General features: G+C 44.3%; 20 protein-coding genes, 1 tRNA gene and 1 rRNA gene. 8 read left to right on the top strand and 14 right to left on the bottom strand.

The features are described 5' to 3' along the window. Window positions 1-11 precede the first annotated feature (11 nt). The 7 genes from AB4Z45_RS32160 to AB4Z45_RS32130 all read right to left on the bottom strand — a co-directional run bounded on the left by AB4Z45_RS32160 (window position 12) and on the right by AB4Z45_RS32130 (window position 7,530). Window positions 12-1,470 (bottom strand): 16S ribosomal RNA (locus tag AB4Z45_RS32160). A gap of 286 nt (window positions 1,471-1,756) precedes the next feature. Beyond that, window positions 1,757-2,260: a CYTH domain-containing protein gene (locus tag AB4Z45_RS32155; protein ID WP_339207116.1), complete on the bottom strand. Its 504-nt coding sequence runs from the start codon at window positions 2,258-2,260 to the stop codon at window positions 1,757-1,759. 21 nt (window positions 2,261-2,281) lie between these two features. Then, on the bottom strand, window positions 2,282-3,046 hold the full coding sequence (locus AB4Z45_RS32150; protein ID WP_339207115.1) for an AAA family ATPase: 765 nt from the start codon (window positions 3,044-3,046) through the stop codon (window positions 2,282-2,284). 44 nt (window positions 3,047-3,090) lie between these two features. Next, window positions 3,091-4,248 (bottom strand): YecA family protein, encoded by a 1,158-nt coding sequence (locus tag AB4Z45_RS32145; RefSeq protein WP_441913671.1) that lies wholly within the window; start codon window positions 4,246-4,248, stop codon window positions 3,091-3,093. A gap of 225 nt (window positions 4,249-4,473) precedes the next feature. Further along, window positions 4,474-5,589 (bottom strand): slipin family protein, encoded by a 1,116-nt coding sequence (locus AB4Z45_RS32140; protein WP_441913669.1) that lies wholly within the window; start codon window positions 5,587-5,589, stop codon window positions 4,474-4,476. A 96-nt stretch (window positions 5,590-5,685) separates the two neighbouring features. Beyond that, window positions 5,686-5,829 (bottom strand): hypothetical protein, encoded by a 144-nt coding sequence (locus AB4Z45_RS32135; protein WP_441913667.1) that lies wholly within the window; start codon window positions 5,827-5,829, stop codon window positions 5,686-5,688. A gap of 282 nt (window positions 5,830-6,111) precedes the next feature. After that, a complete protein-coding gene (locus AB4Z45_RS32130) occupies window positions 6,112-7,530 on the bottom strand; it encodes an RtcB family protein (protein WP_441913665.1) in 1,419 nt (472 codons plus the stop codon). Between the two features lie 300 nt (window positions 7,531-7,830). Here AB4Z45_RS32130 and AB4Z45_RS32125 point away from each other — a divergent pair, with 300 nt between their 5' ends. From AB4Z45_RS32125 to katA, 3 genes are all read left to right on the top strand, one after another. Then, window positions 7,831-9,144 carry a helix-turn-helix transcriptional regulator gene (locus AB4Z45_RS32125; RefSeq protein ID WP_441913663.1) on the top strand — a complete coding sequence of 438 codons (1,314 nt, stop codon included), beginning with the start codon at window positions 7,831-7,833 and terminating at the stop codon, window positions 9,142-9,144. After that, window positions 9,131-9,949 carry a WYL domain-containing protein gene (locus AB4Z45_RS32120; protein ID WP_441913661.1) on the top strand — a complete coding sequence of 273 codons (819 nt, stop codon included), beginning with the start codon at window positions 9,131-9,133 and terminating at the stop codon, window positions 9,947-9,949. The genes AB4Z45_RS32125 and AB4Z45_RS32120 overlap by 14 nt, the downstream gene beginning before the upstream one ends. A gap of 86 nt (window positions 9,950-10,035) precedes the next feature. Continuing rightward, window positions 10,036-11,493 (top strand): catalase KatA, encoded by a 1,458-nt coding sequence (gene katA, locus AB4Z45_RS32115; RefSeq protein ID WP_441913659.1) that lies wholly within the window; start codon window positions 10,036-10,038, stop codon window positions 11,491-11,493. A 228-nt stretch (window positions 11,494-11,721) separates the two neighbouring features. Here katA and AB4Z45_RS32110 read toward each other — a convergent pair whose 3' ends face one another. The 3 genes from AB4Z45_RS32110 to AB4Z45_RS32100 all read right to left on the bottom strand — a co-directional run bounded on the left by AB4Z45_RS32110 (window position 11,722) and on the right by AB4Z45_RS32100 (window position 13,646). Then, window positions 11,722-12,465, bottom strand: a complete 744-nt coding sequence (locus tag AB4Z45_RS32110; RefSeq protein ID WP_441913657.1) for a WecB/TagA/CpsF family glycosyltransferase — start codon at window positions 12,463-12,465, stop codon at window positions 11,722-11,724. A gap of 153 nt (window positions 12,466-12,618) precedes the next feature. Next, entirely contained in the window at window positions 12,619-13,302 is a 684-nt protein-coding gene (bshB2, locus tag AB4Z45_RS32105) for a bacillithiol biosynthesis deacetylase BshB2 (protein WP_441913655.1), read from the bottom strand. Continuing rightward, a complete protein-coding gene (locus tag AB4Z45_RS32100; protein WP_076271788.1) occupies window positions 13,302-13,646 on the bottom strand; it encodes a YojF family protein in 345 nt (114 codons plus the stop codon). The genes bshB2 and AB4Z45_RS32100 overlap by 1 nt, the downstream gene beginning before the upstream one ends. A 274-nt stretch (window positions 13,647-13,920) precedes the next feature. On the opposite strand from AB4Z45_RS32100, the gene AB4Z45_RS32095 reads away from it, so the two are divergent. The 5 genes from AB4Z45_RS32095 to AB4Z45_RS32075 all read left to right on the top strand — a co-directional run bounded on the left by AB4Z45_RS32095 (window position 13,921) and on the right by AB4Z45_RS32075 (window position 18,071). Further along, a complete protein-coding gene (locus tag AB4Z45_RS32095) occupies window positions 13,921-15,618 on the top strand; it encodes a methyl-accepting chemotaxis protein (protein ID WP_441913653.1) in 1,698 nt (565 codons plus the stop codon). 71 nt (window positions 15,619-15,689) lie between these two features. Next, window positions 15,690-15,914, top strand: a complete 225-nt coding sequence (locus AB4Z45_RS32090) for a hypothetical protein (RefSeq protein ID WP_441913651.1) — start codon at window positions 15,690-15,692, stop codon at window positions 15,912-15,914. 89 nt (window positions 15,915-16,003) lie between these two features. Then, entirely contained in the window at window positions 16,004-16,864 is an 861-nt protein-coding gene (locus tag AB4Z45_RS32085; RefSeq protein WP_441913649.1) for a DUF4358 domain-containing protein, read from the top strand. Window positions 16,865-16,966: 102 nt separating this feature from the next. Further along, window positions 16,967-17,455 (top strand): sigma-70 family RNA polymerase sigma factor, encoded by a 489-nt coding sequence (locus tag AB4Z45_RS32080; RefSeq protein ID WP_441913647.1) that lies wholly within the window; start codon window positions 16,967-16,969, stop codon window positions 17,453-17,455. Further along, entirely contained in the window at window positions 17,448-18,071 is a 624-nt protein-coding gene (locus AB4Z45_RS32075; protein ID WP_441913645.1) for a hypothetical protein, read from the top strand. The genes AB4Z45_RS32080 and AB4Z45_RS32075 overlap by 8 nt, the downstream gene beginning before the upstream one ends. Before the next feature lie 2 nt (window positions 18,072-18,073). Here the strand turns inward: AB4Z45_RS32075 and AB4Z45_RS32070 are convergent, their stop codons facing one another. From AB4Z45_RS32070 to AB4Z45_RS32055, 4 genes are all read right to left on the bottom strand, one after another. Beyond that, window positions 18,074-19,153, bottom strand: coding sequence for a hypothetical protein (locus tag AB4Z45_RS32070; RefSeq protein ID WP_441913643.1), 1,080 nt, complete (start codon window positions 19,151-19,153; stop codon window positions 18,074-18,076). Then, the gene (locus AB4Z45_RS32065) at window positions 19,146-20,909 is read right to left on the bottom strand and encodes a class I adenylate-forming enzyme family protein (protein ID WP_441913641.1); all 1,764 of its coding nucleotides are present in this window, start codon (window positions 20,907-20,909) and stop codon (window positions 19,146-19,148) included. The genes AB4Z45_RS32070 and AB4Z45_RS32065 overlap by 8 nt, the downstream gene beginning before the upstream one ends. Before the next feature lie 157 nt (window positions 20,910-21,066). Continuing rightward, entirely contained in the window at window positions 21,067-22,566 is a 1,500-nt protein-coding gene (locus tag AB4Z45_RS32060) for a DHA2 family efflux MFS transporter permease subunit (RefSeq protein WP_441913639.1), read from the bottom strand. Between the two features lie 443 nt (window positions 22,567-23,009). Further along, window positions 23,010-23,085, bottom strand: a tRNA-Val gene (locus tag AB4Z45_RS32055). Window positions 23,086-23,293 lie beyond the last annotated feature (208 nt).

Raw genomic sequence — 23,293 nt, 5'->3', positions numbered from 1 at the left:
TATTTCCTTAGAAAGGAGGTGATCCAGCCGCACCTTCCGATACGGCTACCTTGTTACGACTTCACCCCAATCATCTACCCCACCTTCGACGGCTAGCTCCCTTGCGGGTTACCCCACCGGCTTCGGGTGTTGTAAACTCTCGTGGTGTGACGGGCGGTGTGTACAAGACCCGGGAACGTATTCACCGCGGCATGCTGATCCGCGATTACTAGCAATTCCGACTTCATGCAGGCGAGTTGCAGCCTGCAATCCGAACTGAGACCGACTTTGATAGGATTGGCTCCACCTCGCGGTTTCGCTTCCCGTTGTATCGGCCATTGTAGTACGTGTGTAGCCCAGGTCATAAGGGGCATGATGATTTGACGTCATCCCCACCTTCCTCCGGTTTGTCACCGGCAGTCATCCTAGAGTGCCCACCATKAYGTGCTGGCAACTAAGATCAAGGGTTGCGCTCGTTGCGGGACTTAACCCAACATCTCACGACACGAGCTGACGACAACCATGCACCACCTGTCTCCTCTGTCCCGAAGGAAAGCCCTATCTCTAGGACGGTCAGAGGGATGTCAAGACCTGGTAAGGTTCTTCGCGTTGCTTCGAATTAAACCACATACTCCACTGCTTGTGCGGGTCCCCGTCAATTCCTTTGAGTTTCAGTCTTGCGACCGTACTCCCCAGGCGGAATGCTTAATGTGTTAACTTCGGCACCAAGGGTATTGAAACCCCTAACACCTAGCATTCATCGTTTACGGCGTGGACTACCAGGGTATCTAATCCTGTTTGCTCCCCACGCTTTCGCGCCTCAGCGTCAGTTACAGCCCAGAAAGTCGCCTTCGCCACTGGTGTTCCTCCACATCTCTACGCATTTCACCGCTACACGTGGAATTCCACTTTCCTCTTCTGTACTCAAGCTTTGCAGTTTCCCTTGCGACTTGGGGTTGAGCCCCAAGTTTAAACAACAGACTTACAAGGCCGCCTGCGCGCGCTTTACGCCCAATAATTCCGGACAACGCTTGCCCCCTACGTATTACCGCGGCTGCTGGCACGTAGTTAGCCGGGGCTTTCTTCTCAGGTACCGTCACCTTGGGATTGCGGAAGATTCCCTACTGCTGCCTCCCGTAGGAGTCTGGGCCGTGTCTCAGTCCCAGTGTGGCCGATCACCCTCTCAGGTCGGCTACGCATCGTCGCCTTGGTGAGCCGTTACCTCACCAACTAGCTAATGCGCCGCGGGTCCATCTRTAAGTGATAGATTGCTCCATCTTTCCCGATTCAGTCATGCGACCATATCGCGTATCCGGTATTAGCATTCGTTTCCGAATGTTATCCCAGTCTTAYAGGCAGGTTACCCACGTGTTACTCACCCGTCCGCCGCTAAGYATCAGAGGTGCAAGCACCTCATCAACTCCGCTCGACTTGCATGTATTAGGCACGCCGCCAGCGTTCGTCCTGAGCCAGGATCAAACTCTCCAAATGGAAGTTTTCGCTTCGACGCGATGTCGAAGAGAAAAGCTTCATGTGTTTGACTTGCTCATTACTTTTTTATCGCTTTTTTCGCTCATCCCGAAGGATTTGCAAGGCAGTTATTACTCGTTGTTCAGTTTTCAAAGAGCAAACTTTTCTATCGTTTGTCTTGCTTGTTTTGCTTGTTGACCGCGTGTGTCTCTCGGCCAGAAATAGAATATACCATGTACATACCTAAATGGTCAAGCGTTTAAATAAAATTTTTTAAAAAAACTTCATTTCTATCGTAAAACCATCTTTATTCCGTTCCTTTACGCTGCAGTTCACGCCAAACTTTCTTGTTGCTGTACTGACGCTCTGAGCTAATATCCTTGCCAAACCATGCTGGTGCAATGAAAGCATTGGCAGATGCTTCGGAGTCAAACTCAACCTCAAGCACCGAAAGCTCGATTTGGTCATAGGTATCAATCTCAATGATTCGGTCGTTCCACTTTGCAGTCACTCTGTTTTTCGTCAATGGTATGAAGCCAAAAGCGTTTACTACCTGTTCATAAATACTGTTAGAAATCGAATATTCAATTTCCTCACGTGATAGACCGTTGCCTAGCTTAAAGGTATGTGTAAATGAAACCTCGCCGCTCGCCAGATCAACAATTCTCCGAACACGAAGCTCTTGATTGTCATCGATAGCCAAATAGGTTTGTTCTATTCTTTGCTCGGAGAGCACCAACAAATCGTTTTCTTCTATTAATGCAGTTGGAAACGCCGGCAGCAAAAACTTGCGTTCAATTTCTAATGACATGTATAACAGCTCCTTTTTGTATTAGTCTTCCTCCAAGAAAAGCTCATCCAGCATTCTTTCCCTATTGTTAATAAACCTCTTCATAAGCATATAATGATCGGTTTCCTCGAGAGCGGTACGCTCAATCCCTTCAGCAGTCAAATTATAAATCACGGCATCCGGATAAGCCATTAGAATCGGAGAATGTGTTGCGATAATAAATTGTGAGTGCTTCCCTACGAGTTGATTAATGCGTGCAAGCATCGCCATTTGGCGGAAAGGAGAAAGTGCAGCCTCCGGCTCATCCATCATATAGAGACCATTACCGTTAAAGCGGTGGAGGAACGTTGCAAAAAAGGATTCACCATGTGATTGCTGATGGAGCGACTTCCCGCCATATGAATCAATAATGCGTGGTCCACTGCCTAACTCACGGTCCATTTGGTCAATATTAGTCGCCAAATTATAATAGCTCTCCGCTCGAAAAAAGAACCCATCCCTTGGTTTGTTTACGCTGCGCACAAGCCTCAAATGCTGATGAAGTTCTGAATGGGTAGCTTCTGTAGAAAAATTAAAGTTAATCGTTCCGCCTTCCGGATTGAATCCGAGTCCAATCGCGATCGCTTCCATCAGCGTAGACTTGCCCATTCCATTTTCCCCAACGATGTATGTTACTTTCGGATGGAACTCCAGCTCATCTAAACTCCGGATAGCACTTAAATCAAACGGATAAGAATCGAAGGAGGGTACTGTCTCCCGAAGGAGCTTAACGCTTCTTAAATAAAGACCTTGCTGGCTTTGTCTCATCCTGTACGCCTCCAAGTTCGATTATGCCTTATCTGATTCTACTATTAACCACAGCACTTTTTGAACTTTTTCCCGCTTCCGCAAGAACAAGGTTCATTACGCCCTACTTTTTTCTTTGATTGCATATCGATTACTTCCGCTTGAGCAGCTGGCTTAGGTGCATTATTAAGCACCATGCTCACGTTTGCACGTTTTGCCGCTAGCTCTTCTGGGGAATAACCTTTGATAGCCCACTGCTTCGTGCTGTTCATTAATGGAACGAGCAAATCGGTAATATTCCTCATTGTTTCCGAATTAGGAATTTCAATAAAGTTCTGTGCCAGCTCAATAACAGAAGCTAAAGAATCTCCGTTTCTCGCAGCATCTGTACATTCCTCAGCCATCAAGTCAGCTTCTTCACGATCAATCTCATAACGCTCTAGTACAAAACGGACTAGATTCATATAGTGACTGTTCCGCTCCACATATTCTGCTTCTCCAGCTTTTAAAAGCTGCTGCTTCGTAAATGGACAAAAATCCAGATCGTGTCTGAGGTCTCTTTCTTTCACAATTGCCTCAGGATCTACTACCCGATAGTCTGATATGTAGCCACTCTCTTCAATGAAAAATTGCTCATAGTAATCTTGGGCAGCAAACAAAACGTTCATAATATCATATTGAGCAAGAGGATGATCCTCCTCTGAGATTACAAATGATTTCAACTGATCTATCGTCAATGTTCCATAATAATAGAGTAGGCCCTGCGTTAACCGAATCCATTCCGTGTTTCGATTAAGAATGGGCGTTTCCTTTAAGAGGTCCCCTGCTTTAATGAATTCCACCAGTTCGGCTGGCATCATCACAACACGCTTGCCATCTACCGTTCCCGGAAATAAAATACCACGCTCAAGGAAATAAGTATACTGCTGCAATTCAAGCAGTGGCTTGTCCCAAATACCTTCGTTTTTCACTATTTTCTGAACAAGCCTCAATCTATTATGATCAAAGCAACGAGTTGCCATTTGTAGATTGTCTGGTATCAGCTCCGAAAGCTTCTCCACAAGCCCCTGCTTATTAAGCGAGCTTAGGTTGCTAATATCCAAATTCGTACGTATTCTAGTTAATTGCTGCTTCGATAATGTGCTTAGCGCATCCTCATAAGACAGTGGATAGGTAAGCGGCGGCCATAATTTTTCCAGTGCTTTATCTTGCTTTGTTGTCATAATAATCTCCTAACTCGTAGATGTATTTCATGCTCTTCTATGAATTATGAGTGGTACACTCAAAAGACATGCAGGTTCAAAGATAACAAAAATTGAAGATGTAATCAAACAAATCTGTTACTAATTTAATCACAAAATGTAAACTCAACCTATAAATTACGAATTCAAACCTAAATAAAAGCCTCACAGATCATCAAGCGATCTACGAGGCTTATTCAAAATCTATCAAGATTTATCCATACCTTTTACACTTAACAGCGAATTAAGCTGCTCCAGTAAATTACCGCCGCCAGTGAGCGAGATAGTCCCGATTTTTTCGCAAATTTTCTCAAGAAACTCAAGCTCTTTCAGACGATAGAGTGTGCCGTTCTCATCCATTAGCTTAGCGGTATTTAGCAGACTTCTAGTAGACGCTGTCTCTTCTCTTCGTGTAATGAGATTGGCTTGCGCCTTCTTCTCAGCAAGCAGCACTGTATTAAGGATGTCCTTAATATCACCCGGCAAAATAATATCTTTGAGGCCCGCCGAAACGAACTCTACACCGTAATGCTCTTTCTGCTCGTTCAGACGTGTAAGTACAAAATTTGCGATTTCTTGCTTCATGCGCAGCAGATCGTCCAGCTTTAGAGTACCGACATATTCGCGCAAAATAAGCTGCAGCAAAATGTACACCTGCTCCTCGAACGACTTAATCTGAAATGCTTTTAGCGGGTCAACAACCTTGTACTGGCACACAAAGTTCAGCCGCAGCGTCACCTTGTCCTCTGTCATGATCTCTTGTCCAGTCATGTCCAGCTGAAGCTGGCGCAGATCAACCGTCTTCACCTGCACGCTCGTTGGTCCTTTCCAGAAATAATATTTTCCCGGACGAAGCTCGCGCTGCAACACGTTATTAAAAAATAACAACCCCGTTTCATAGCTTGCCACCTCGAACACTTGCATAAAGCTTTGCAGCCTCGACAGCAGTGATCTATCGATCTCTGATGTCAGTTCTGGATTCCGAATGTCTATACGGATAAATGAATGTTTTTTCATTACATTCCAGAAGCCATAAAGCCCTGGTGTCAGCAATGCGGCAAATTTGCCATCCTCAAAATGCAGTACATACTCATAATCCTGCACATCAGCTATCGTCAGCTGCTCGGCAAGCTGCTCATCGTGGAGAAATAGTTTCAACTCCATATTTGGAACAGCGAAACGCTTCGCAATATTTTGCAAAATAACGGTATCGTCAGAAAATGATGTATGGCGATATACGCCCGGCTGCAAAAGCTTTATGTAACTGCCTTTTTTGAAAAGCAGACCTCGTTCATCGTTCTTGATAATCACTTTTTTAAACATGATTTAGCACCTCTTTACACGGTTTGGTTGATCTTTGGAACAGGAGCGCTCCTGCGGCTAGACCGGAATCAGGCTTGAGAAGGGAGCGTAGCAGCTTTACAGCTTCGTTGTCGATAGTCGAGCACGGATGTACCTTCCATCTGTGCTCGTTCTATGTCTTACTCTGCTATAAGAGGCTACTGGCTCCAATCGGTATCCACCGATTGCATAGATTTTGCTGCAGTGATTGTGCCGAGGCATCGTCTGAGTGCTCCTGCAAAAGAATCGCATCTACAACATTAGTTCTCCTTTGGAGGGAGTCAGAGTGCTCCGAAGAGCTTATTCGCGGATTAGGCGATTGTCAATAGAGGGACTAGATCCACTCTATCCTGTGGGAGATTAAGACGATATGAGCGATACAGTATACAAGCGCATAGTATGCGCATGCACTGCGGGATTTTTAGAAATCCCAGCCAAGGTACGCCATTCGTACATGAACCTCATCTATTATTGAAGTTATCTTTAATAGCAATTTAATAAAAGCTAGGTGCCTTTTATAGCAGCCATTGGCTTGCATTTGGCTACCACGGCAGCTAAAGAAGCGCCAACAACGCTGTCGATGATCTGATCTACGTCTTTATATGCCTGTGGGCATTCATCGAGAATGGCCTGCAAGGAAGCGTGGTTAACGAGTATTTCATCATCCGTCCCAACCTTCAGCGATTGTTCAAACTGATCAACCGTTACCATTTCTTTTGTTGCTTTTCGCGATCTCGCCCGCCCCGCTCCATGGCAAATCGAATAGAAGTTTTTCAGTCCCTCTTCCTTGCCTACCATAATATAAGAGGAAGTTCCCATAGAGCCCGGGATGAGCGCGGGATGTCCCGTCTCCTTGTACACCGGCGTATTTAGAAAATGCCCCGGCGGAAGCGCACGCGTTGCCCCTTTGCGATGGACGAGCATCGGCTGGTTGCGGTGAAACTCCTTAAGCGCGTAGTTATGCATCAGATCATAGAGAACCGGCATTTCTGTACTTGCTCCGAACACTTCCTGAAAAGCTTCACGGATACCGAATGCAATCATATGACGGTTGCTTACGGCGAAGTTGAGTGCAGAATACATCAGGTTCAAGTAGGTCTGCCCTTCCTGACTCGCAATCGGGGCATAGATCAGATTAGGGTCTGGATTGCTAACTCCCCACTGATTCATGGCTTCCTTAATAACCTTATTGTGTTCGCGTCCAACCATTCCGCCCCATGACCTAGAGCCAGAGTGAATCATGACGACAACCTGACCGTCGAACAAGCCCCATTTTGCCGCCACATTTGCGTATTCCTCATTTATCTCCAGATACTGAATTTCAATGAAGTGATTGCCGCTGCCGAGCGATCCGAGCTGCCCACGCGCATATTTCATAATTTTCGGAGGCAGTTGATTTAAATAGGTATGGTCGAAGTCGAACTGGGATTGCTCCACATGCGTCAGCCATTGCTCATTTGGCACATATTTCTCAGGCAGACCCTTCAAGCCATGCTGTACCACACTCATAACATCGATATCGTCGTAGTTCGAGTTCTTACGCTCGTTAGTCGGTACGTATTTCTCGATTGCGGCGATCAATGCTCTACGAATATTTTTGTCAGCGAGCTCACGCTTATGAAGCGATGTTGTATGAACGCGCATCCCACAGCCGATATCAGAGCCGACAATAGAGGGTGATACACAGCCATTTTTCATATTCCAGACCGCAGTCGTCCCAATGCAGGTTCCAATGCCAACGTGGGCATCAGGGGTATAGCTCATATATTGATTTCGAGGAATTTGCAAATTGTTGTTTGCCAATTCATATACTTTGTCCCCAAAGGCTTGGAGCACATCTTCATTCGCAAATACGTGGAGTGAGCCATGCTCAAGCTCCATTTCATGATGATTGCCTCCATGTCTCTTATGCTGCATTATCATCGTAATACCTCCCGTGCTTCAAGCTATACGTGTCATAACTCGTTGGCTTGCTCGCTTCTTATGAGCTTTATATTGCCTGATTTTGGAGACCGTGAACATGGTGAAAGTATTACGAGTAAGCAAAAACGCAATTAGCTTCCTCTGGATGCTAATGAAGCTTTGACGGAGAGATATAAGCCTAATATAAGAATTAAATTTATATACTCTTATATCTGGAGGAAAATTTTCCTTTTTGTTCAAATTCGCGATCTTCCTGTTAAGATAGAAAAGAAGAGCGCTTATGATCGGAGGAATACATAAATGGCAAAAGAAAGCTTTGATAAAGAGATCCAGTTTTTGCGGATGCTCGTTCTTACGAGCGGTGCATATAATCGCCAGCAGTATGCGGACAGGCTGGGCATCTCCATCCATACCTTCGATAAAACGATCAAACGTCTGAAAGAGGTTGTGAATAGCGTTTACCAGCAGCTGCCTGAGGATAAAGGCAAGGAGTTTGCCGAAACCATTCGTTACAGCTATCTTGATTCTTCGGAACCGATGCTGCTGTTTCTATTTCGCGCCAAATCTCTAAAAGAATCAGAGAGTCAGCGCCTCTCCTTATTGCTCGCTGCTATGCACGAGAAATCATTTACTGCAATGGAGCTCCTTGATCTATGCTGCAGCAGCATGCCGGAAGAGCTCTCGCTTCCTGACGAAAAAACGATACGAGGCGATTTGAAATATTTAGAGCAAGTAGGCGTCATCAAAAAAGAGTCTGGAACGCGCCCTTTTCGCTATCGGATATACAATGATTTAGTACAGCAGCTCTCACGCGATGAGCTGCTCGATCTATATGACTTTGTAGACGTTATGGCAAATACCCAAATCCCCTCCGTACAGGGTTATTTGCTTCGTGATGGTGTCAAGAAATACATGAATCGGAATCAGGTCGATTACGGCTCGGTTGAACCCTTCTTATATAAGTACCACTATTACTCTCGTATTTTGGACGAGGCACATCTATTTACTCTGCTTGCTGCGATACGTCATCGGCGCACGGTCAGCTTTCTCTATTTTTCGCCGAAAAAAGAAACCAGCTACACATCCAAAAATACGAATCCATTATTTGAGCGCGATACCGAAGGACAGCAGGAAACGCTGCTCCCTCTAAAAGTTGTTTACGATCATCAATATGGCCGCTGGTACCTACTTGGGCATCACGCCCGCTACGGCATTAAGAAATACCGAATGGAAGGCTTAACCCAAATTTCGGAAGAGGAAGCGGCTCCCGAGGCATTATTCGAGTCCAAAAGAGATGAGCTGGAGCAGCGGATTAAACATAGCTGGCTAATTGATACGGGCAAGCCTGTTCTGGTGCGCGTTCGCTTCTTTCATCCCGGACCTCATATTCCAAGCTTCGTGATGGAGCGTGTTCTGCTCCAAGGACAATGGGGCACTATTTTAGAAGAAAGTGAAGAATCCTTCATCTATGAAATTGAGGTGAACGGAACGATTGAAATCAAGCCTTGGATTAGGAGTTTTGGCTCAAGCTGCGAGGTGCTTGCTCCCTTGAAGCTCAGGCAGGAACTGATTGAGGAGTGGAAGGAGATAAAAAGCTACTATGAATCCTTTTGAGAAAATATTCAACTATCAGATTTTATCCAAGCTGGAAGGCTCCAGTACGTTCATCATGACTTCGCATGAGCGAAGCTGGCTGAAGACCATGCTTGAGCATCCCGCTGCTGCGGCTGCTTTGTCTCCAGAAACGCTTATTCAAATGAACACTATATTAGAAGAAGATCAATCCATGGATACTGGCGGGCTTCTGCATAAGGCAGCTAGTAGAGAGAAGCAAGTCTATCATTCTTACATTCGTCCGCTTCGCCAAGCTATCACTAACAAAAGCCTACTATATATAAGCTATAAAATTAAAGGAGACCGCACCTGTACGGAGCAAAGGGGGCTTCCCTATAAGCTGGAATATTCGATGGTCAAACGGGAATGGTATCTTCTCTGGTACCATATCAATCATCGAATGCTGATGAGCACAAAGCTTGATAACGTGACGGGCAGCAGCGAGCAGGTTTGTCCAACGGAATATTACGAGCAGCTAATTGGTATCGTTCAAGGCTTAATGAAAAAACGCAGCATGAGTGCGAATATTCTTGTTGTTCCCGAATACAACGGCGAGCTCTCGCGCATTTTGTATGCTTTTTCTTGCTTCGAGAAAGAAGTCAGTTACGCTGCCGACTCCAACGAATATACGATTCAATTACACTTTTCAAGCAAGGACAGCGAATATGTTCTTTCCAAAACTCGCTTCCTCGGAAAGCGGGTTCGCATCATCGATGGCGAGCACCTGCGGCGCCGTATGCACGAGTCTGCGACAAAATCCCTAGCACGATATGCACAATTTGACGAAAAATTTTATTTAGAATGATTATAAAATGATATTGATTTCCTCCTATAAAACGGTAACATAGGGTATGAGGCGTAATCATACAAAATCAATGAGGTGAATCTATTATGAGTACTGAGAAGAACAAGCTCACAACTAGCTTTGGCGCTCCCGTTGGAGACAACCAAAACTCGATGACAGCTGGCTCACGTGGTCCCACATTAATTCAGGATGTTCATCTGCTTGAAAAGCTGGCGCATTTCAATAGAGAGCGTGTTCCAGAACGCGTTGTCCATGCCAAAGGCGCAGGCGCACATGGCTACTTTCAGGTTACGCATGATGTAACGTCTTATACGAAAGCTAACTTTTTGTCCGAAGTAGGAAAACGCACACCTATGTTTATACGTTTTTCAACCGTAGCGGGCGAGCTCGGCTCTGCCGATACGGTGCGCGATCCACGCGGTTTCGCCGTTAAATTTTATACAGATGAAGGAAACTATGATCTAGTCGGCAATAATACACCCGTATTCTTCATTCGTGATGCGATCAAATTTCCAGACTTCATTCATACTCAGAAGCGTCATCCTCAAACCCATTTAAAAAACCCGAATGCGGTATGGGATTTCTGGTCCTTATCGCCTGAGTCTCTGCATCAGGTTACAATTCTTATGTCTGACCGCGGGATTCCTGCTACGTTTAGACATATGCATGGTTTTGGAAGCCATACTTTCAAATGGGTGAATGACCAAGGCCAAGCGGTATGGGTGAAATACCATTTCAAAACAGAGCAAGGTATTCAAAACATCTCTAATGAGGTAGCTGCCAAAATTGCTGGCGAAAATCCTGATTATCATACCGAAGATTTATTTAATGCAATAGCAAGTGGAGATTTTCCTGCCTGGAAGCTTTATGTACAGATCATGCCTGAAGAGGATGCGAATACATATCGCTTCGATCCGTTTGACGTGACGAAAGTTTGGTCTCAAAAGGATTATCCATTAATTGAGGTCGGTCGCATGGTGCTTGATCGCAACCCGGAAAATTATTTTGCAGAGGTGGAGCAAGCAACGTTCTCACCTGGTTCATTTGTTCCAGGTATTGAAGCTTCCCCGGATAAGATGCTCCAAGGACGTCTCTTTGCTTACTCCGACGCTCATCGTTACCGTGTTGGCGCCAATCATAATCAGCTGCCGATTAATCGCCCTGTCGCCCCGGTGAACAATCACCAGCGCGATGGCCAGATGCGTGCAGACGGCAACGGAGGAGCATCGATTTACTACGAGCCTAACAGCTACGGCGGACCAACGGAGTCGCCGGAAAACAAGCCAACTCCGTTCGAAGTGTCAGGAAATGCAGACAGCGTCGGTTTTGACCATAATGACCACTACACACAAGCTGGCGATCTTTATCGCCTTATCAGTGAAGAGGAACGCGCCCGCCTTATTGAAACGATCGTCGGCGCTATGAAACCCGTTGAGAAAGACGAGATCAAGCTTCGCCAGATCGGCCATTTTTTCAAAGCAGACCCTGATTTTGGTCAACGGATTGCCGAAGGACTCGGCTTGTCCATCTCACAGCAATCGTAATTTCTTATATACCGCATCATCCAGCCTTGCGGCTTTCGAATCCTTTTCGAGAGCCGCAAGGCTTATTTATTTGAAGTTATGGTGGCTCGGGACGGAATCAAACCCTACATGTTCATTTATGTTCTTTTGATCCTTCTCTTCCATGCGTAATTAAACAAACCGTAAATATTTTATGCGGAATAATGTGATCCAATTAATCTTCCTCCGTAGGTGTAGATCAAGCCATGATTATAATCCGTTTCTATCTTTGAATAACAATGCTTTCACTGCAAAGCGAGGTAAAATTAATTGCCTCTTCCATCTGGAAGGCTGCTTTATTAATCGATAAAGCCATTCCAAATTTAACTTTTGCCATATTACAGGCGCTCGCTTTACGGTTCCAGCAATTGTATCCAGACTCCCGCCAACGCCTATAGCAATCCTAGCATTGAGACTATTTTTAAACGTATGAATCCAAAATTCCGCTTTAGGCGCACCTAAGGCAACGACTAAAACATCGGGACTCAAGCTTGCAATTTCATTCACAATTCGCGATTCATCCTTAGGTTCAAAAAAACCATGATGCCTTCCGACAATAGACACGTTCGGGTATTTCATATTGATCACTTCTAAAGCCTTTTTACTCGTCATCTCACTTGCGCCCAGCAGATAAAACGACCACTTTTTCCTATTGCCCATCTCCAATAGATTGATCAGAAGATCGCATCCCGTAACACGCTCTGGCAGCGGATTCCCCTTTAACCGGGAGACCATGACGATGCCTGCACCATCAGCAGTAAGGTGTTCCGCGTCGTTAATAATGGAACGAAGCTCTAAATTTTGCTGACAAGACATGCTGATTTCCGGATTCAAAGTCACCACGTGAAAAAGCTCTGTTTTATTCTCCGCAATAACTTCGTCAATCAAATCGACAGTTTCACCCATCGTTATTTTAGGGATGGGAATGCCCATAATTAGAGAATGATTTTCCATTAGATCCACCTTGGTTTTTTATCCACATTCTAGCATAAATGAGTAACTCAAACTATCTTGCTCTTTCATGCTCTGATGAACTCGCTGCCCAACCAATAGAAAAAAGCTCTAAGGACAATTCCTTAGAGCTGCTTATCTTATTTATAAATATTATCAGGCGAATGGGTAAATCCAGAAACGCTCCGTTCCAAAGCGCTCTTGAATTTCCGCATCCTGAAGGGTTTTATTGCCCATTAACTCGGCCGCTTGAAACTGGGAACGATGTGCTTGTATCGAAGCCATTTTTTGATGCAAAAATGGTTTAATATCATTTACGATTTGAGGTTTTCCAATTGCTTGTTGATGGTTTTTGGAAAAAGCTACGCAATATACAATTGGCCTCTCCGATTGCGGCAGCCTGCCGACTGTCCTAATGACTGACGCCCCGCATGCATCGTGGTCGGGATGAACGCTATAGCCTGGATAAAAAGTGTACACAATCGACGGATTCAGCTCCTGAATAAGAGCTTTTATTTGCCCATCCAACTGCTCACGATCTTCAAATTCGAGCATTTTATCATGAAAACCAAGCATTCTCAAATCTTGTATACCGATGGCTTGGCATGATTCCTCCAGTTCAAGCTTGCGTATAGCGGGTAAAGTGACCCGATTGGCGAACGGAGGTATTCCCATATTTCGGCCCATTTCCCCAAGTGTCAAGCAAGCATAGGTCACATGAGCTCCATCTTGGATATGCTTAGCCAGCGTTCCCGAAACGGAGAAAGCCTCATCATCCGGATGCGGCAGTATAACTAAAATATTATTTTGTCCCACAGAATTTCTAATCTCCTCTCTCATCAGAAGGGTTCCTTGCTTAATTGCAGTGATACGACAAGTTTCCCTTGCCCATCATGACCTGCCAGAATCAGCCGCTCTGGTTCGTTCTCATCCCAGTGGGTAAGCCCCTCTGAGTATACCCAGCCTTGCGACATTTTCAAGCCAACCCGATAAGGCCCGCTCCCTGCAATCGAACCGTGAGAATAACGAATCACCACATTCGTAAGGAAATTGGCTGCTGGATGCTTTGAGCTGTCGAGATGAGCAGCGTAAGCACCTGTAGTCATTTCAAGATGAATAAAAAGTTCCTGATTTTTAAAGCTATCTATCCTCTGCTGCACCTTTTCTTGATTAATCAGCTGCAACTTTATCCCTCCCCATATTTCAGAAAAACCATATCAATAAATCGGATACTGAAACAATTTTATCATATTTGCACGAAAAGAAATAACGAGTGCTGAATGCTTGCAACTTTACACAAGAGACTAGTTGATTTCTCAAATTGAACAAGTCATAAACTTACCCTTGGTGGATATATATACCTATTATTCGCGTGGTTCTACCGAACTAGATTGTCGAAAGTATATATGATATAATACCCCATCGCATCTTTTATAAGAATTTTACTGGAGGTTACCTATGAGAAACCTAACGATTAGCAAAAAACTGCTCGGAGGATTTATTGCTATCCTTATATTATTAACTATGATTTTGAGCATTAACTTAACTCAGCTCACATCGCTTAATCGTACATATACAGAATTAATTGAAGATCGAACACAAAAAATGCTGCATATTAAGAACATGGTCATAGCTGTAAAATCAGAGCAGGTTGCAATACGAGTTTACGCCATGCTTGGTGATCAAACGTCGCTAAACGGAATAACTGCTGCTCACGAAAATTATATGAACATCAGCAAGCAACTGGCATCTACATTCTATACTCCTACAATGATTGACTCGCTCAAGCAAGCCGATCTCATCGAAAATGAGTATTTTCAGCTTCTTGAAAAGGTTATCAGTCTCAAAAAGGAGAATCAAGAGAAGGAGTATACCACTCTTCTTGCGAACCAGGGACGCACCATAACAGCAAAGATTGAGAAAATTCTTACGGACATGGAAACCTATCAACAAGAGCAGCTGAACATAAGCTCAGCGAAAGCATCCAAACAAGTGGACGAAGTCATCAGATTCATCATTACACTCGGGATCATCGCTCTTGTGCTTGGCATATCCATCGCTTTGTTAATAGGCCGACTCATCACCAGACCCATTATTCAAGTCGTAAAAGCTGCGGAGAAGATTGCTTCTGGGGATCTTACAGGCAAAGCCATTATTATAAAAAATAAAGATGAAACGGGTATGCTTGCGAGTTCGTTTAACACGATGTCCGATAATCTTAGAGCTTTGATTAAACAAGTTGATTCCAATGCGGAGCAAGTAGCCGCATCCTCAGAAGAACTAAGCGCAAGCGCCGAACAAACATCGCTTGCAACGGAGCAAATCGCGGTCACTGTACAGGATGTTGCCTCAGGCGTTGAACAGCAAGTGAAGCTTGTGAACGAAAGCTATCAGACGATTAATGATATGTCGATTGGATTTCAGCAAATTGCTGAGAATACACATACTGTCTCTTCCAAAGCTTCCGAAGCGTCAGAGAAGGCAACTGTTGGGAACGAATCGATTAAAACAGCCGTTGCGCAAATGGGTTCAATAAATGATACGGTCAATGGGCTTGCTTCGGTTATTGCGGAGCTTAATGGACAATCAAATGAAATCAACCAAATTGTTGGAGTCATATCGGATCTCTCCACACAAACCAATCTGCTCTCACTGAACGCCGCTATCGAGGCAGCAAGAGCTGGCGAGCATGGGCGCGGCTTTGAGGTCGTCGCAACGGAGGTGCGAAAGCTATCCGTACAATCGACACAATCAGCTAAGCAAATCGAGTCGCTCATCTCTACGATACAGATTGAAATGCATAATGCTGTTCAGTCTATGGAAGCTGTAACCAAGGAAGTGTTGTCAGGTATTTCTCTTGTTACTACAGCAGGAGAATCATTTGAATATATACAAAATGCCGTTAATGATGTCGCTTATGAATCCGTGAAGGTTTCCTCGGCTGTGCAGCAGCTAACCGCTGGAGTTGATGAAATTACCGGTTCAATGAAAATGATTTCCGAGGTGACCCAAAACTCCGCGGCAGGTACAGAGCAGGTTATCGCCTCTACGCAGGAGCAGCTATCCTCTATCGAAGAGATATCCGCCTCCTCTAGTGCACTTGCAAAAATGGCGGAGGATTTGCAGCATAACGTGAATCGCTTCAAAACGAGTTAGAAGAACGAATGTTTTACCTCCGGCTTTTTATGTTATACTGCTACAATATTAATATGCTGGAGGTTTGCCTTATGAAAATTTATGTTATTCAATCATTCAATGAGGATGGTTTGGAAAATGTGTATGTAGGCTCAGATGAGGAAAAAGCGTTATCGCTGAAAGCAGCTGACTTTGACAACTGCGATGCCCTCTTCGTTGAAATCTGGGAGGACGGCGGCAAAACAGATGATTTCCGCCTTGTAGAATCGCCCGAAGAAGATGAGGCAGACGCTACAAATAGTGAAGAGATTCAGTAGTTCCGATCACCAATAACAAGCAAATGTGCAACCTTTTGTCGAACACTGTCGTCTAGTGTTCGACTTTTATTTTTTAAGGAGAGACATACATGCTACATATGAAGAAATCGTTATCCAAAATGGCTGTACTCGCACTCACAGTATCGATGCTCGCTGCAGGCTGCAGCGATACCGGGAAAGAACCGGCAAAAAATGCATCAGGAAATGAGACAGCGGCTACAGAACAGCCCACCGTACCTCCTGCAACAGAAGCTCCAACGGAAACCGAAGCTCCACCTGCTACGGAAGAACCTGCTGGTGATCAGGCAGCAACTGAACCTGCAGCAACTGAAAAACCAACCGCAACTGACACAAGCAAGGAAAATGATACTGGCGTAAAACCTTCAGCGACTGCAAAACCGACCGAAAAACCATCAGGTGCAAAACCTGAACAGAAACCGGCTGCAACAGCGAAGCCAACACAAAAACCGACGCAAAAACCAACAGTCAAACCAACACAAAAACCGAGTGCTACACAAAAGCCTAGTGCAACGACAAAACCTCCTGTAAAGCCTTCTACGGACATTAAGGTTTCGGATATCACGACAAAAATTACGACCGATCTTGAATTTCCGATGCTTGGTAATGTAGAAGCTGAGCGTTTGAAGGATGTTTTCGGAACCGATTTTGATGGTCTCGTGACCGAAGGCGTCTACTTGCAGGCGATGATGAACGTTAAAGCTACTGAGCTCGCTATCGTCAAGTTGAAATCCGATAAAAGCTACGATGCTGTAGCTAAAGCTTTTGAAGCGCGCGCAGCCGACATTCAAAAAACGTTTGAAACTTATTTGCAGGATCAATATGAGGATGCTAAAAACTACAAAATTGTTAGAAACGGAAACTACGTGATGCTGTCCATCTCGCATGATCAGGATGCAGTAGTGAAGATCTTCAACAGTTTCTTCAAATAATACTTTATTCACAAAAACCTGACCGATAGCGGTCAGGTTTTTTTATGGTTTTGAAACATTTTGCCTTTATTGATCGTGTTAGGTGTGAAGGAGTCGACGATCATGCCAAATGAGTATTCCGATGAATATTTAACCCAGCTTGTTCAACGTTACGCGGATATAATAATGCGTATTGCTTTCACCTATCTTAAAAACAACGCAGACGCTCAGGATGTATGCCAAGAGGTATTTATAAAAGTTGTTAAGCTGCAAAAGACGTTCGAGCTGGCCGAGCATGAGAAGGCGTGGATTATTCGAGTTACGATTAACGCTTGCAAGGATATGCTGCGCAGTCCATGGAAAAGATTCTTTTTTCCCATTCGTGATGCATCTATTCCGATCCAACATTCAGACAACAGAGAAGTTGTTGCCCGCGTCTTAGAGCTGGATCAAAAATACCGGATCGTCATTTACCTCTATTATTTTGAAGATTACAGCACCGCAGAAATAGCCCAGTTATTGAACAGAAACGAGAGCACAGTAAGAACACAGCTTAAGCGCGCTCGTGAAATATTAAAAGGGAGCATGATTGGAGGATTCGCTAATGAATAGATACATAAGCGGAATGAAGGAAATTCAGGCTGGCGATGAGCTGAAGAAGCAGATGATTCACCACGTACAACAGCAGTCAGCGAGAAAACGCAAAACGTTATCCATAAAAAAAACAGCAACCCTATCGGCCGCTGCTTGTATAATTGTTTTTTTGGTTGTGCTTGGAGCATCCTTATTGCAGCATGAGAACAAAAAAACAGCATTTGGCGGTTTCGTTATTACGGCCTATGCCGCAGATGGCACATCGATTGAGATGAAACCTGAAACTCAGCTTCCGCTAGGAAAATATAGTCCGCTAATGAGCAGTGTACCCGGTTTTCCAATTCGCATCGTTGCAGATGAAGCAGACATCATTACAATTACCGTTACAGAAGGAAATCTTCTTCTTTGGTCCCCTTCAGACTCCAAGGTCATTCAAAAAGGAAGAAGCATGAAAACTACATCCGGTACCATTGTATACTGGACTCCTCTTGAAGAGGGTGAAGAACATTCTCTTAGTCAATCAGCTACGGTTTCAGTAACAGCCCTCACGGGCAAAAAAGAGCTGGGTCGCAATGACATTGAAATAAACACGGATGACGGGCTAAATTATAGCGGAGTGGTCAAAACGCCCTAATCTTAGGATGCCATATTTCTTGTCTGCCGAGCAGAGAACGTTCTTGAGCTTACACGCAGCAGCATTGTAACAGCTATGCATTCCAATAAGGTCATGAGCATCAGTGTGAAATCCTGCAAAACACTCATACTGTCAACACTCCAGCCAAGCAGAGAAAGATTGGTCTGCATGAATAAAATATGACCAAAAAACGTTACGATGCTGAACAAACTGATTATTTTATGATAAGTCTGAACGGCTGGAAGCTCTATTTTAATCATTCCATAAAAAAGAAGCAGTGTATTCGGCAACATACTGAATGCAAGCTTATAATCTGTTGTCCATTCACTAAATCGAAGCAGCAGCAGCGTCTCCACTACCGTTAATCCCAATRCAAAAATCAGAATAGGTTTTACTTTTATTTGCATAAGCGATGTCTCATACTTTGCCAGTAATACACCCAAAGCCACGAACGTGAAGCCAAAGCCGATATATCTCGTCACAAACAAATACAAATAATCGATGTAGGCAGGGTCGATCGCGGGAAAGCTCTCAGCTGTTATACCGAATAACGTTTTTAAGCTTCCTGAAACAAACTGCATGCCAACAAATCCAGTCAGCGTTAATATAAGAGCAAGGCGACTGTATTGCTTTTGGATAAGCCAATAAGCCGTTAATATACCAAACACAAGCGGCGGGATAAACCAAAATTGAACGAATGGTCCGTTTAGGAAAAATGCGATAAACAGTACCTTCGCTTGGATAAAAAGATTTCCTGCCGACCAGCCGTCGCTAATCAGCTTAGGAACGATGCTCTCTGCAACAAACAGACAACAAAATAAGCAATAAACGATTCCGATCCGCAGCAAATATTTTTGAATATAAAGCCTTGGGTTTGCAGCATGGCTCCAGCCTTTATAGGCAAGAAAACCTGCTACAACGTAGAAGCATGGCACAACTATTCTTGTAGCAAGACCAGAAAACTGGACAATCGCTTGCCCAGGCATTAAAGCCATATAGCGTAAAAGCATAAGATGCGCGACAAGCACAAGCAAGGAACCCGCCAGCTTGAATAACGTTATCCCTGGATAGTATTTACGCATTTCTTCTCAGCTCCCCTGTCCCATTCAGAACCAACGATTTAATTTCAGCCACTGAAATTTTACCCGTCGGTGAGAGAGGGAATACAGGCAAAAATACATAATAACGCGGCAGCTTAAACGTCGATAAATATGGAGCCAAATCATTTTTCAGCACACTATCGCTTAGAGTCGCTCCCTGCTTCGCTACAATACAAGCGCAAACTTGCTCACCATAAAGCTCATCCGGGACACTTATGACGAATGCATCCTCCACATCTTTATGTCGCAGCAGCACATTCTCAATTTCTACCGGAGAAATTTTTTCTCCGCCTCTAATAATCGTTCTGTGAAGCCTGCCTGTAATCGTTAAATGTCTCCGTTCATCCAGAAATCCTAAATCTCCGGATCGATACCACCCATCTGCCGTCATACTAGCCCTATCATTAGTCTCGCTCGTGTAACGCATGACCCGATGACTTCGAATCGCAATCTCGCCATGCTCATGCGGCGGCAGCGTCTCTCCCGTCTCCGGATTTAATATTTTCACCTCTACAACCTTATCCACTCTTCCCCCAATGCTGTAGGATCCCTTTTCGAATTCCTTATATTGAATGAGCCCGTTTAAAAGATTTAAGTGTCTCAGCAGCTTATAAAGCAAATATAAAATAATATTTTGCCTCCGATTCACGAAACAAGTCCCATTAGCGACTGCACCTGCTTCCGAAGAGCCATAGCTTACCATAAAAAAATAGAGGTTCAAGCCTTTCATTATTTTTTTCAATATCGTATTGTTAACTGCTGCTGAAGTAAATGCTACCCCAAGCAATGATTTCAAATTGTAATCCTCTCTTTTTGGAGAAAGTACCATCTGTTGAATCATATATGGCGTGCCTATAAGGACTTTACACTTTTCCTTCTCCACCGCTGACAGGGCATTTATGGGATTAAAGTGGCTGAGCATGACCATTCGAATATTGTATGTTTTTAAGCTTGCAAATAATGTACCAAATCCTCCCAGATGATAAAGCGGCAATAAATTCAAAACCGAGAAATGACGAGTAAAGCGGTCACTGATTTTCATAAGCATGGCAATGCTCTTCTTAGGTTTACCCGCATTTTCAGCAGCCAATAAGAAGGAAGCCGTGGAACGCAATACCCCTTTGGGTAGGCCCAGCGTACCCGATGTATAAAGCAGAATAAGCGGATCACTAGAGACATTCATATCACAGGCGGTTAAAAACGACTGTTCATCTACAGCTGCGCCAAGCAGCCGTAGATCTGAATAGGGCTGAAATAGCTCGTTTGCTTTCCCCTCTTCCTCCAGTACAAAAATATGCTTCGGGAACCAATGTTGATCTACTCCCTCTTTATTCAAATCCACTATTATTTCCTGCATGATCGTTGGATAATGGACATGCTGTCCTTGAGCTCCCATAATAATGGCTGCAGGGCGAGAATCTTTCAAATAATGCTCAAGCTCTTGTTTCTTAGAATATGTATTAATCGGAACAATGATAGCGCCAACGCAGGCCGCAGCAAACATCGAAATAATCATTTCCGCCCTGCCAGGCATAATGATTACGATGGAGTCGCCTTTTTTGACCCCTAGTTGAATAAAGCTTTTCGCCAGCAAGCGCACCTCTTCCCAAATCATTAGCCATGTATAATGCTGATCAGCAGCTGGGTAACTGTATGCCACATCATGAGGATAATCTGCTGCTCTTTTTTGCAACATATACGGAATTGTGTCCCCGCTCAAGCTACTTTTGTTTATCATTGCCTTTACCCCCGTGTCTATAAAATAAACCTATTATGGTGCCGTGTCATACTGTCAACATTTATAATATAACACCGAGCCGGTTCTTAATAAAGAACAATTTTATAAAAAAAACGTCGAAAGGGCTTTTATAACAGCTCTTTCGACGCAATATTTGTTATTTGGCAGAAACTGGGGATGGTACTGGTTTTGTTATTGTTTTTTCTTTTGCCACGTTGCCCTTGATATCATCTTTACGTTTCACCTTGCCCACGAATAAGCTAAGCGGCAATGCGACGACAGCTACCAGCGTAGCAACAACATATACATCGTTAATGCTCATCGTAAAGGACATCATCTCAATATGCAGCTTATCAACATCGCCAGCCTTCATGAAGTCGGTAGCATGTGTAATCGATCTTGATGCAAGCATCGTTGTAAAGATAGCAATCGCGAATGAGCCAAACACGTTACGCGTCCAGTTCGTTATCGCAGAAGCATGCCCCGACAGCTCCGCTGGGATTTGCTCCATTGCGGCGTTGCTTGATGGCATTACGACAAGTGCGATCCCGATGTTACGAACGATCATCCACCAGATGATGTAGGCATGCGAGACATCAAGGCTTAGCCAGCTTAACGCCAGCGTACCGATCGTCAGCAGCACGATACCGCTAGACATTAGCCAGCGCGGACCAATGATGCCGTACAGCTTGCCGACAACCGGCATAAGCAGAGCCATTGCCAGGGAAGCCGGCAATAATATCATGCCCGTATCCATCGCGGATACATGCTGTATTCTTTGAAGAAATACAGGTGTGAGTAAAGTTCCGGAATACAAGCTGATTGTTATAATGTTAGCGATAATGGCATTAAGCGTAAAACGACCATTTTTGAATACGCGTAGATTAAGCAGCGGCGTTTCAGCCCGCAGCTCTCGCCATATAAATAGTATCAGTGAAATGCCGCCGATTACGAACAATGAAACAATTTTCCATGAGCTCCAGCCCCAGTTATGGCCTTGCCCTAGTGCAAGCAGCAAGGATGAGCTGCTCATGATAACCGTTAGGAAACCTAGCAAGTCGAAGCTCTTCGGAACGTTCATCCGATAATAAGGAATGTATGCATATACGCAGCCGATTGCGATTAGACCGATCGGCACGTTCATTAGAAACAACCAGTGCCAATTCATGTTTTCCAATATCCAGCCGCTGATTGTGGGTCCAAATGCAGGAGCCAGCATTGCAGATAGCCCCCAAAATGCGATTGCCATCGCCTGTCTATCTTTTGGAATGATTTGATAAATGATCGACATGGTTGCCGGTATAATTAAACCGCTGAATGCCCCTTGCAGCACACGGAACAAAATGAGCGAGCCTTCGCTCCAAGCCGATGCACACAATATTGACGTTAAGGTAAACCCAATTAACGAGAATAAGTATAGTCGTCTATAGCTGAATCTCTCTCCTAAATAACCGGCAATTGGAGCTGTAGTTCCCATTGCGAGCATAAAGCCAGTTAACGTCCACTGAACGGAGCCCAGAGTCGTATCAAAATGGTCCTTCAAAATTTCGAGCGCCAAATTTATCGTAGCCGAAGCCAATACGCATAAAAAGGACCCGATAAAAATAGCAGTCATTACTGGCCAAAAACGCACTTTCATGCCTTCTGCTTGGTTCATCTGTTTGTTCCACTCCTTATATATTTACTTTAGAACTTAACTATTATAGTTTAGCGCTAAAGTAATTTCAATGAAAATTATTATATTGTAAAATTTTTCTTTTAACCCCTGTTGTAAAACTCGTTTCATACCGTCTCCATTCGGCTGTGGGAGCAACCGTAGCGCTTTTAAACAACAAGGTCCAGCTTACCTGTTTCTAGGCGTCCATACCCGGCTGTTGACGTTATAAAACAGTACTAGGTCTCTGTGAATCTTCAATCCTGTAACGGATCAGCTGAGTTACGCCCCTTGTACGCAAAATAGGGCTGCCTACTATCCATTTCTCAGGATAGAGGGCAGCCCTTTTGTTATCGTTCATATGAAATTAACGTATCTCCAGTGAGAAGCTGTCCTGAAAATAAAAAAACATTGTTCACAAGGAACAATGGCATGTTAAAAAGTAATGGTGGAGGATGACGGGATCGAACCGCCGACCCTCTGCTTGTAAGGCAGATGCTCTCCCAGCTGAGCTAATCCTCCATGGAAACACTAAAACCCACTGYGAGTGGGAGTCTTGCTTCATTGTGCGTTTTGCACATTGAAAACTGGATACGAAAGATTAGGCTTGCTGAAGCCTTTTTAGCTGCTGTCTACYGGATGTATGGGTCACAGTAAACGTGTTTAGGATAAGCCCTCGACCGATTAGTATTCGTCAGCTACACACATTGCTGTGCTTCCACCCCGAACC

The organism is Paenibacillus sp. MCAF9 (assembly GCF_052114265.1).
In the GTDB taxonomy this organism is placed as follows: Bacteria; Bacillota; Bacilli; order Paenibacillales; family Paenibacillaceae; genus Pristimantibacillus.
Note: the sequence above shows the minus strand (reverse complement) of the source record. Positions and strands in the feature narration are given on the sequence as shown.

What these genes read in the sequence shown, in the direction of transcription:
- AB4Z45_RS32155 (WP_339207116.1), bottom strand. Translation starts at nt 2,260, where the DNA reads ATGTCATTAGAAATTGAACGCAAGTTTTTGCTGCCGGCGTTTCCAACT.
- AB4Z45_RS32150 (WP_339207115.1), bottom strand. Translation starts at nt 3,046, where the DNA reads ATGAGACAAAGCCAGCAAGGTCTTTATTTAAGAAGCGTTAAGCTCCTT.
- AB4Z45_RS32145 (WP_441913671.1), bottom strand. Translation starts at nt 4,248, where the DNA reads ATGACAACAAAGCAAGATAAAGCACTGGAAAAATTATGGCCGCCGCTT.
- AB4Z45_RS32140 (WP_441913669.1), bottom strand. Translation starts at nt 5,589, where the DNA reads ATGTTTAAAAAAGTGATTATCAAGAACGATGAACGAGGTCTGCTTTTC.
- AB4Z45_RS32135 (WP_441913667.1), bottom strand. Translation starts at nt 5,829, where the DNA reads ATGCCTCGGCACAATCACTGCAGCAAAATCTATGCAATCGGTGGATAC.
- AB4Z45_RS32130 (WP_441913665.1), bottom strand. Translation starts at nt 7,530, where the DNA reads ATGATAATGCAGCATAAGAGACATGGAGGCAATCATCATGAAATGGAG.
- AB4Z45_RS32125 (WP_441913663.1), top strand. Translation starts at nt 7,831, where the DNA reads ATGGCAAAAGAAAGCTTTGATAAAGAGATCCAGTTTTTGCGGATGCTC.
- AB4Z45_RS32120 (WP_441913661.1), top strand. Translation starts at nt 9,131, where the DNA reads ATGAATCCTTTTGAGAAAATATTCAACTATCAGATTTTATCCAAGCTG.
- katA (WP_441913659.1), top strand. Translation starts at nt 10,036, where the DNA reads ATGAGTACTGAGAAGAACAAGCTCACAACTAGCTTTGGCGCTCCCGTT.
- AB4Z45_RS32110 (WP_441913657.1), bottom strand. Translation starts at nt 12,465, where the DNA reads ATGGAAAATCATTCTCTAATTATGGGCATTCCCATCCCTAAAATAACG.
- bshB2 (WP_441913655.1), bottom strand. Translation starts at nt 13,302, where the DNA reads ATGAGAGAGGAGATTAGAAATTCTGTGGGACAAAATAATATTTTAGTT.
- AB4Z45_RS32095 (WP_441913653.1), top strand. Translation starts at nt 13,921, where the DNA reads ATGAGAAACCTAACGATTAGCAAAAAACTGCTCGGAGGATTTATTGCT.
- AB4Z45_RS32090 (WP_441913651.1), top strand. Translation starts at nt 15,690, where the DNA reads ATGAAAATTTATGTTATTCAATCATTCAATGAGGATGGTTTGGAAAAT.
- AB4Z45_RS32085 (WP_441913649.1), top strand. Translation starts at nt 16,004, where the DNA reads ATGCTACATATGAAGAAATCGTTATCCAAAATGGCTGTACTCGCACTC.
- AB4Z45_RS32080 (WP_441913647.1), top strand. Translation starts at nt 16,967, where the DNA reads ATGCCAAATGAGTATTCCGATGAATATTTAACCCAGCTTGTTCAACGT.
- AB4Z45_RS32075 (WP_441913645.1), top strand. Translation starts at nt 17,448, where the DNA reads ATGAATAGATACATAAGCGGAATGAAGGAAATTCAGGCTGGCGATGAG.
- AB4Z45_RS32065 (WP_441913641.1), bottom strand. Translation starts at nt 20,909, where the DNA reads ATGATAAACAAAAGTAGCTTGAGCGGGGACACAATTCCGTATATGTTG.
- AB4Z45_RS32060 (WP_441913639.1), bottom strand. Translation starts at nt 22,566, where the DNA reads ATGAACCAAGCAGAAGGCATGAAAGTGCGTTTTTGGCCAGTAATGACT.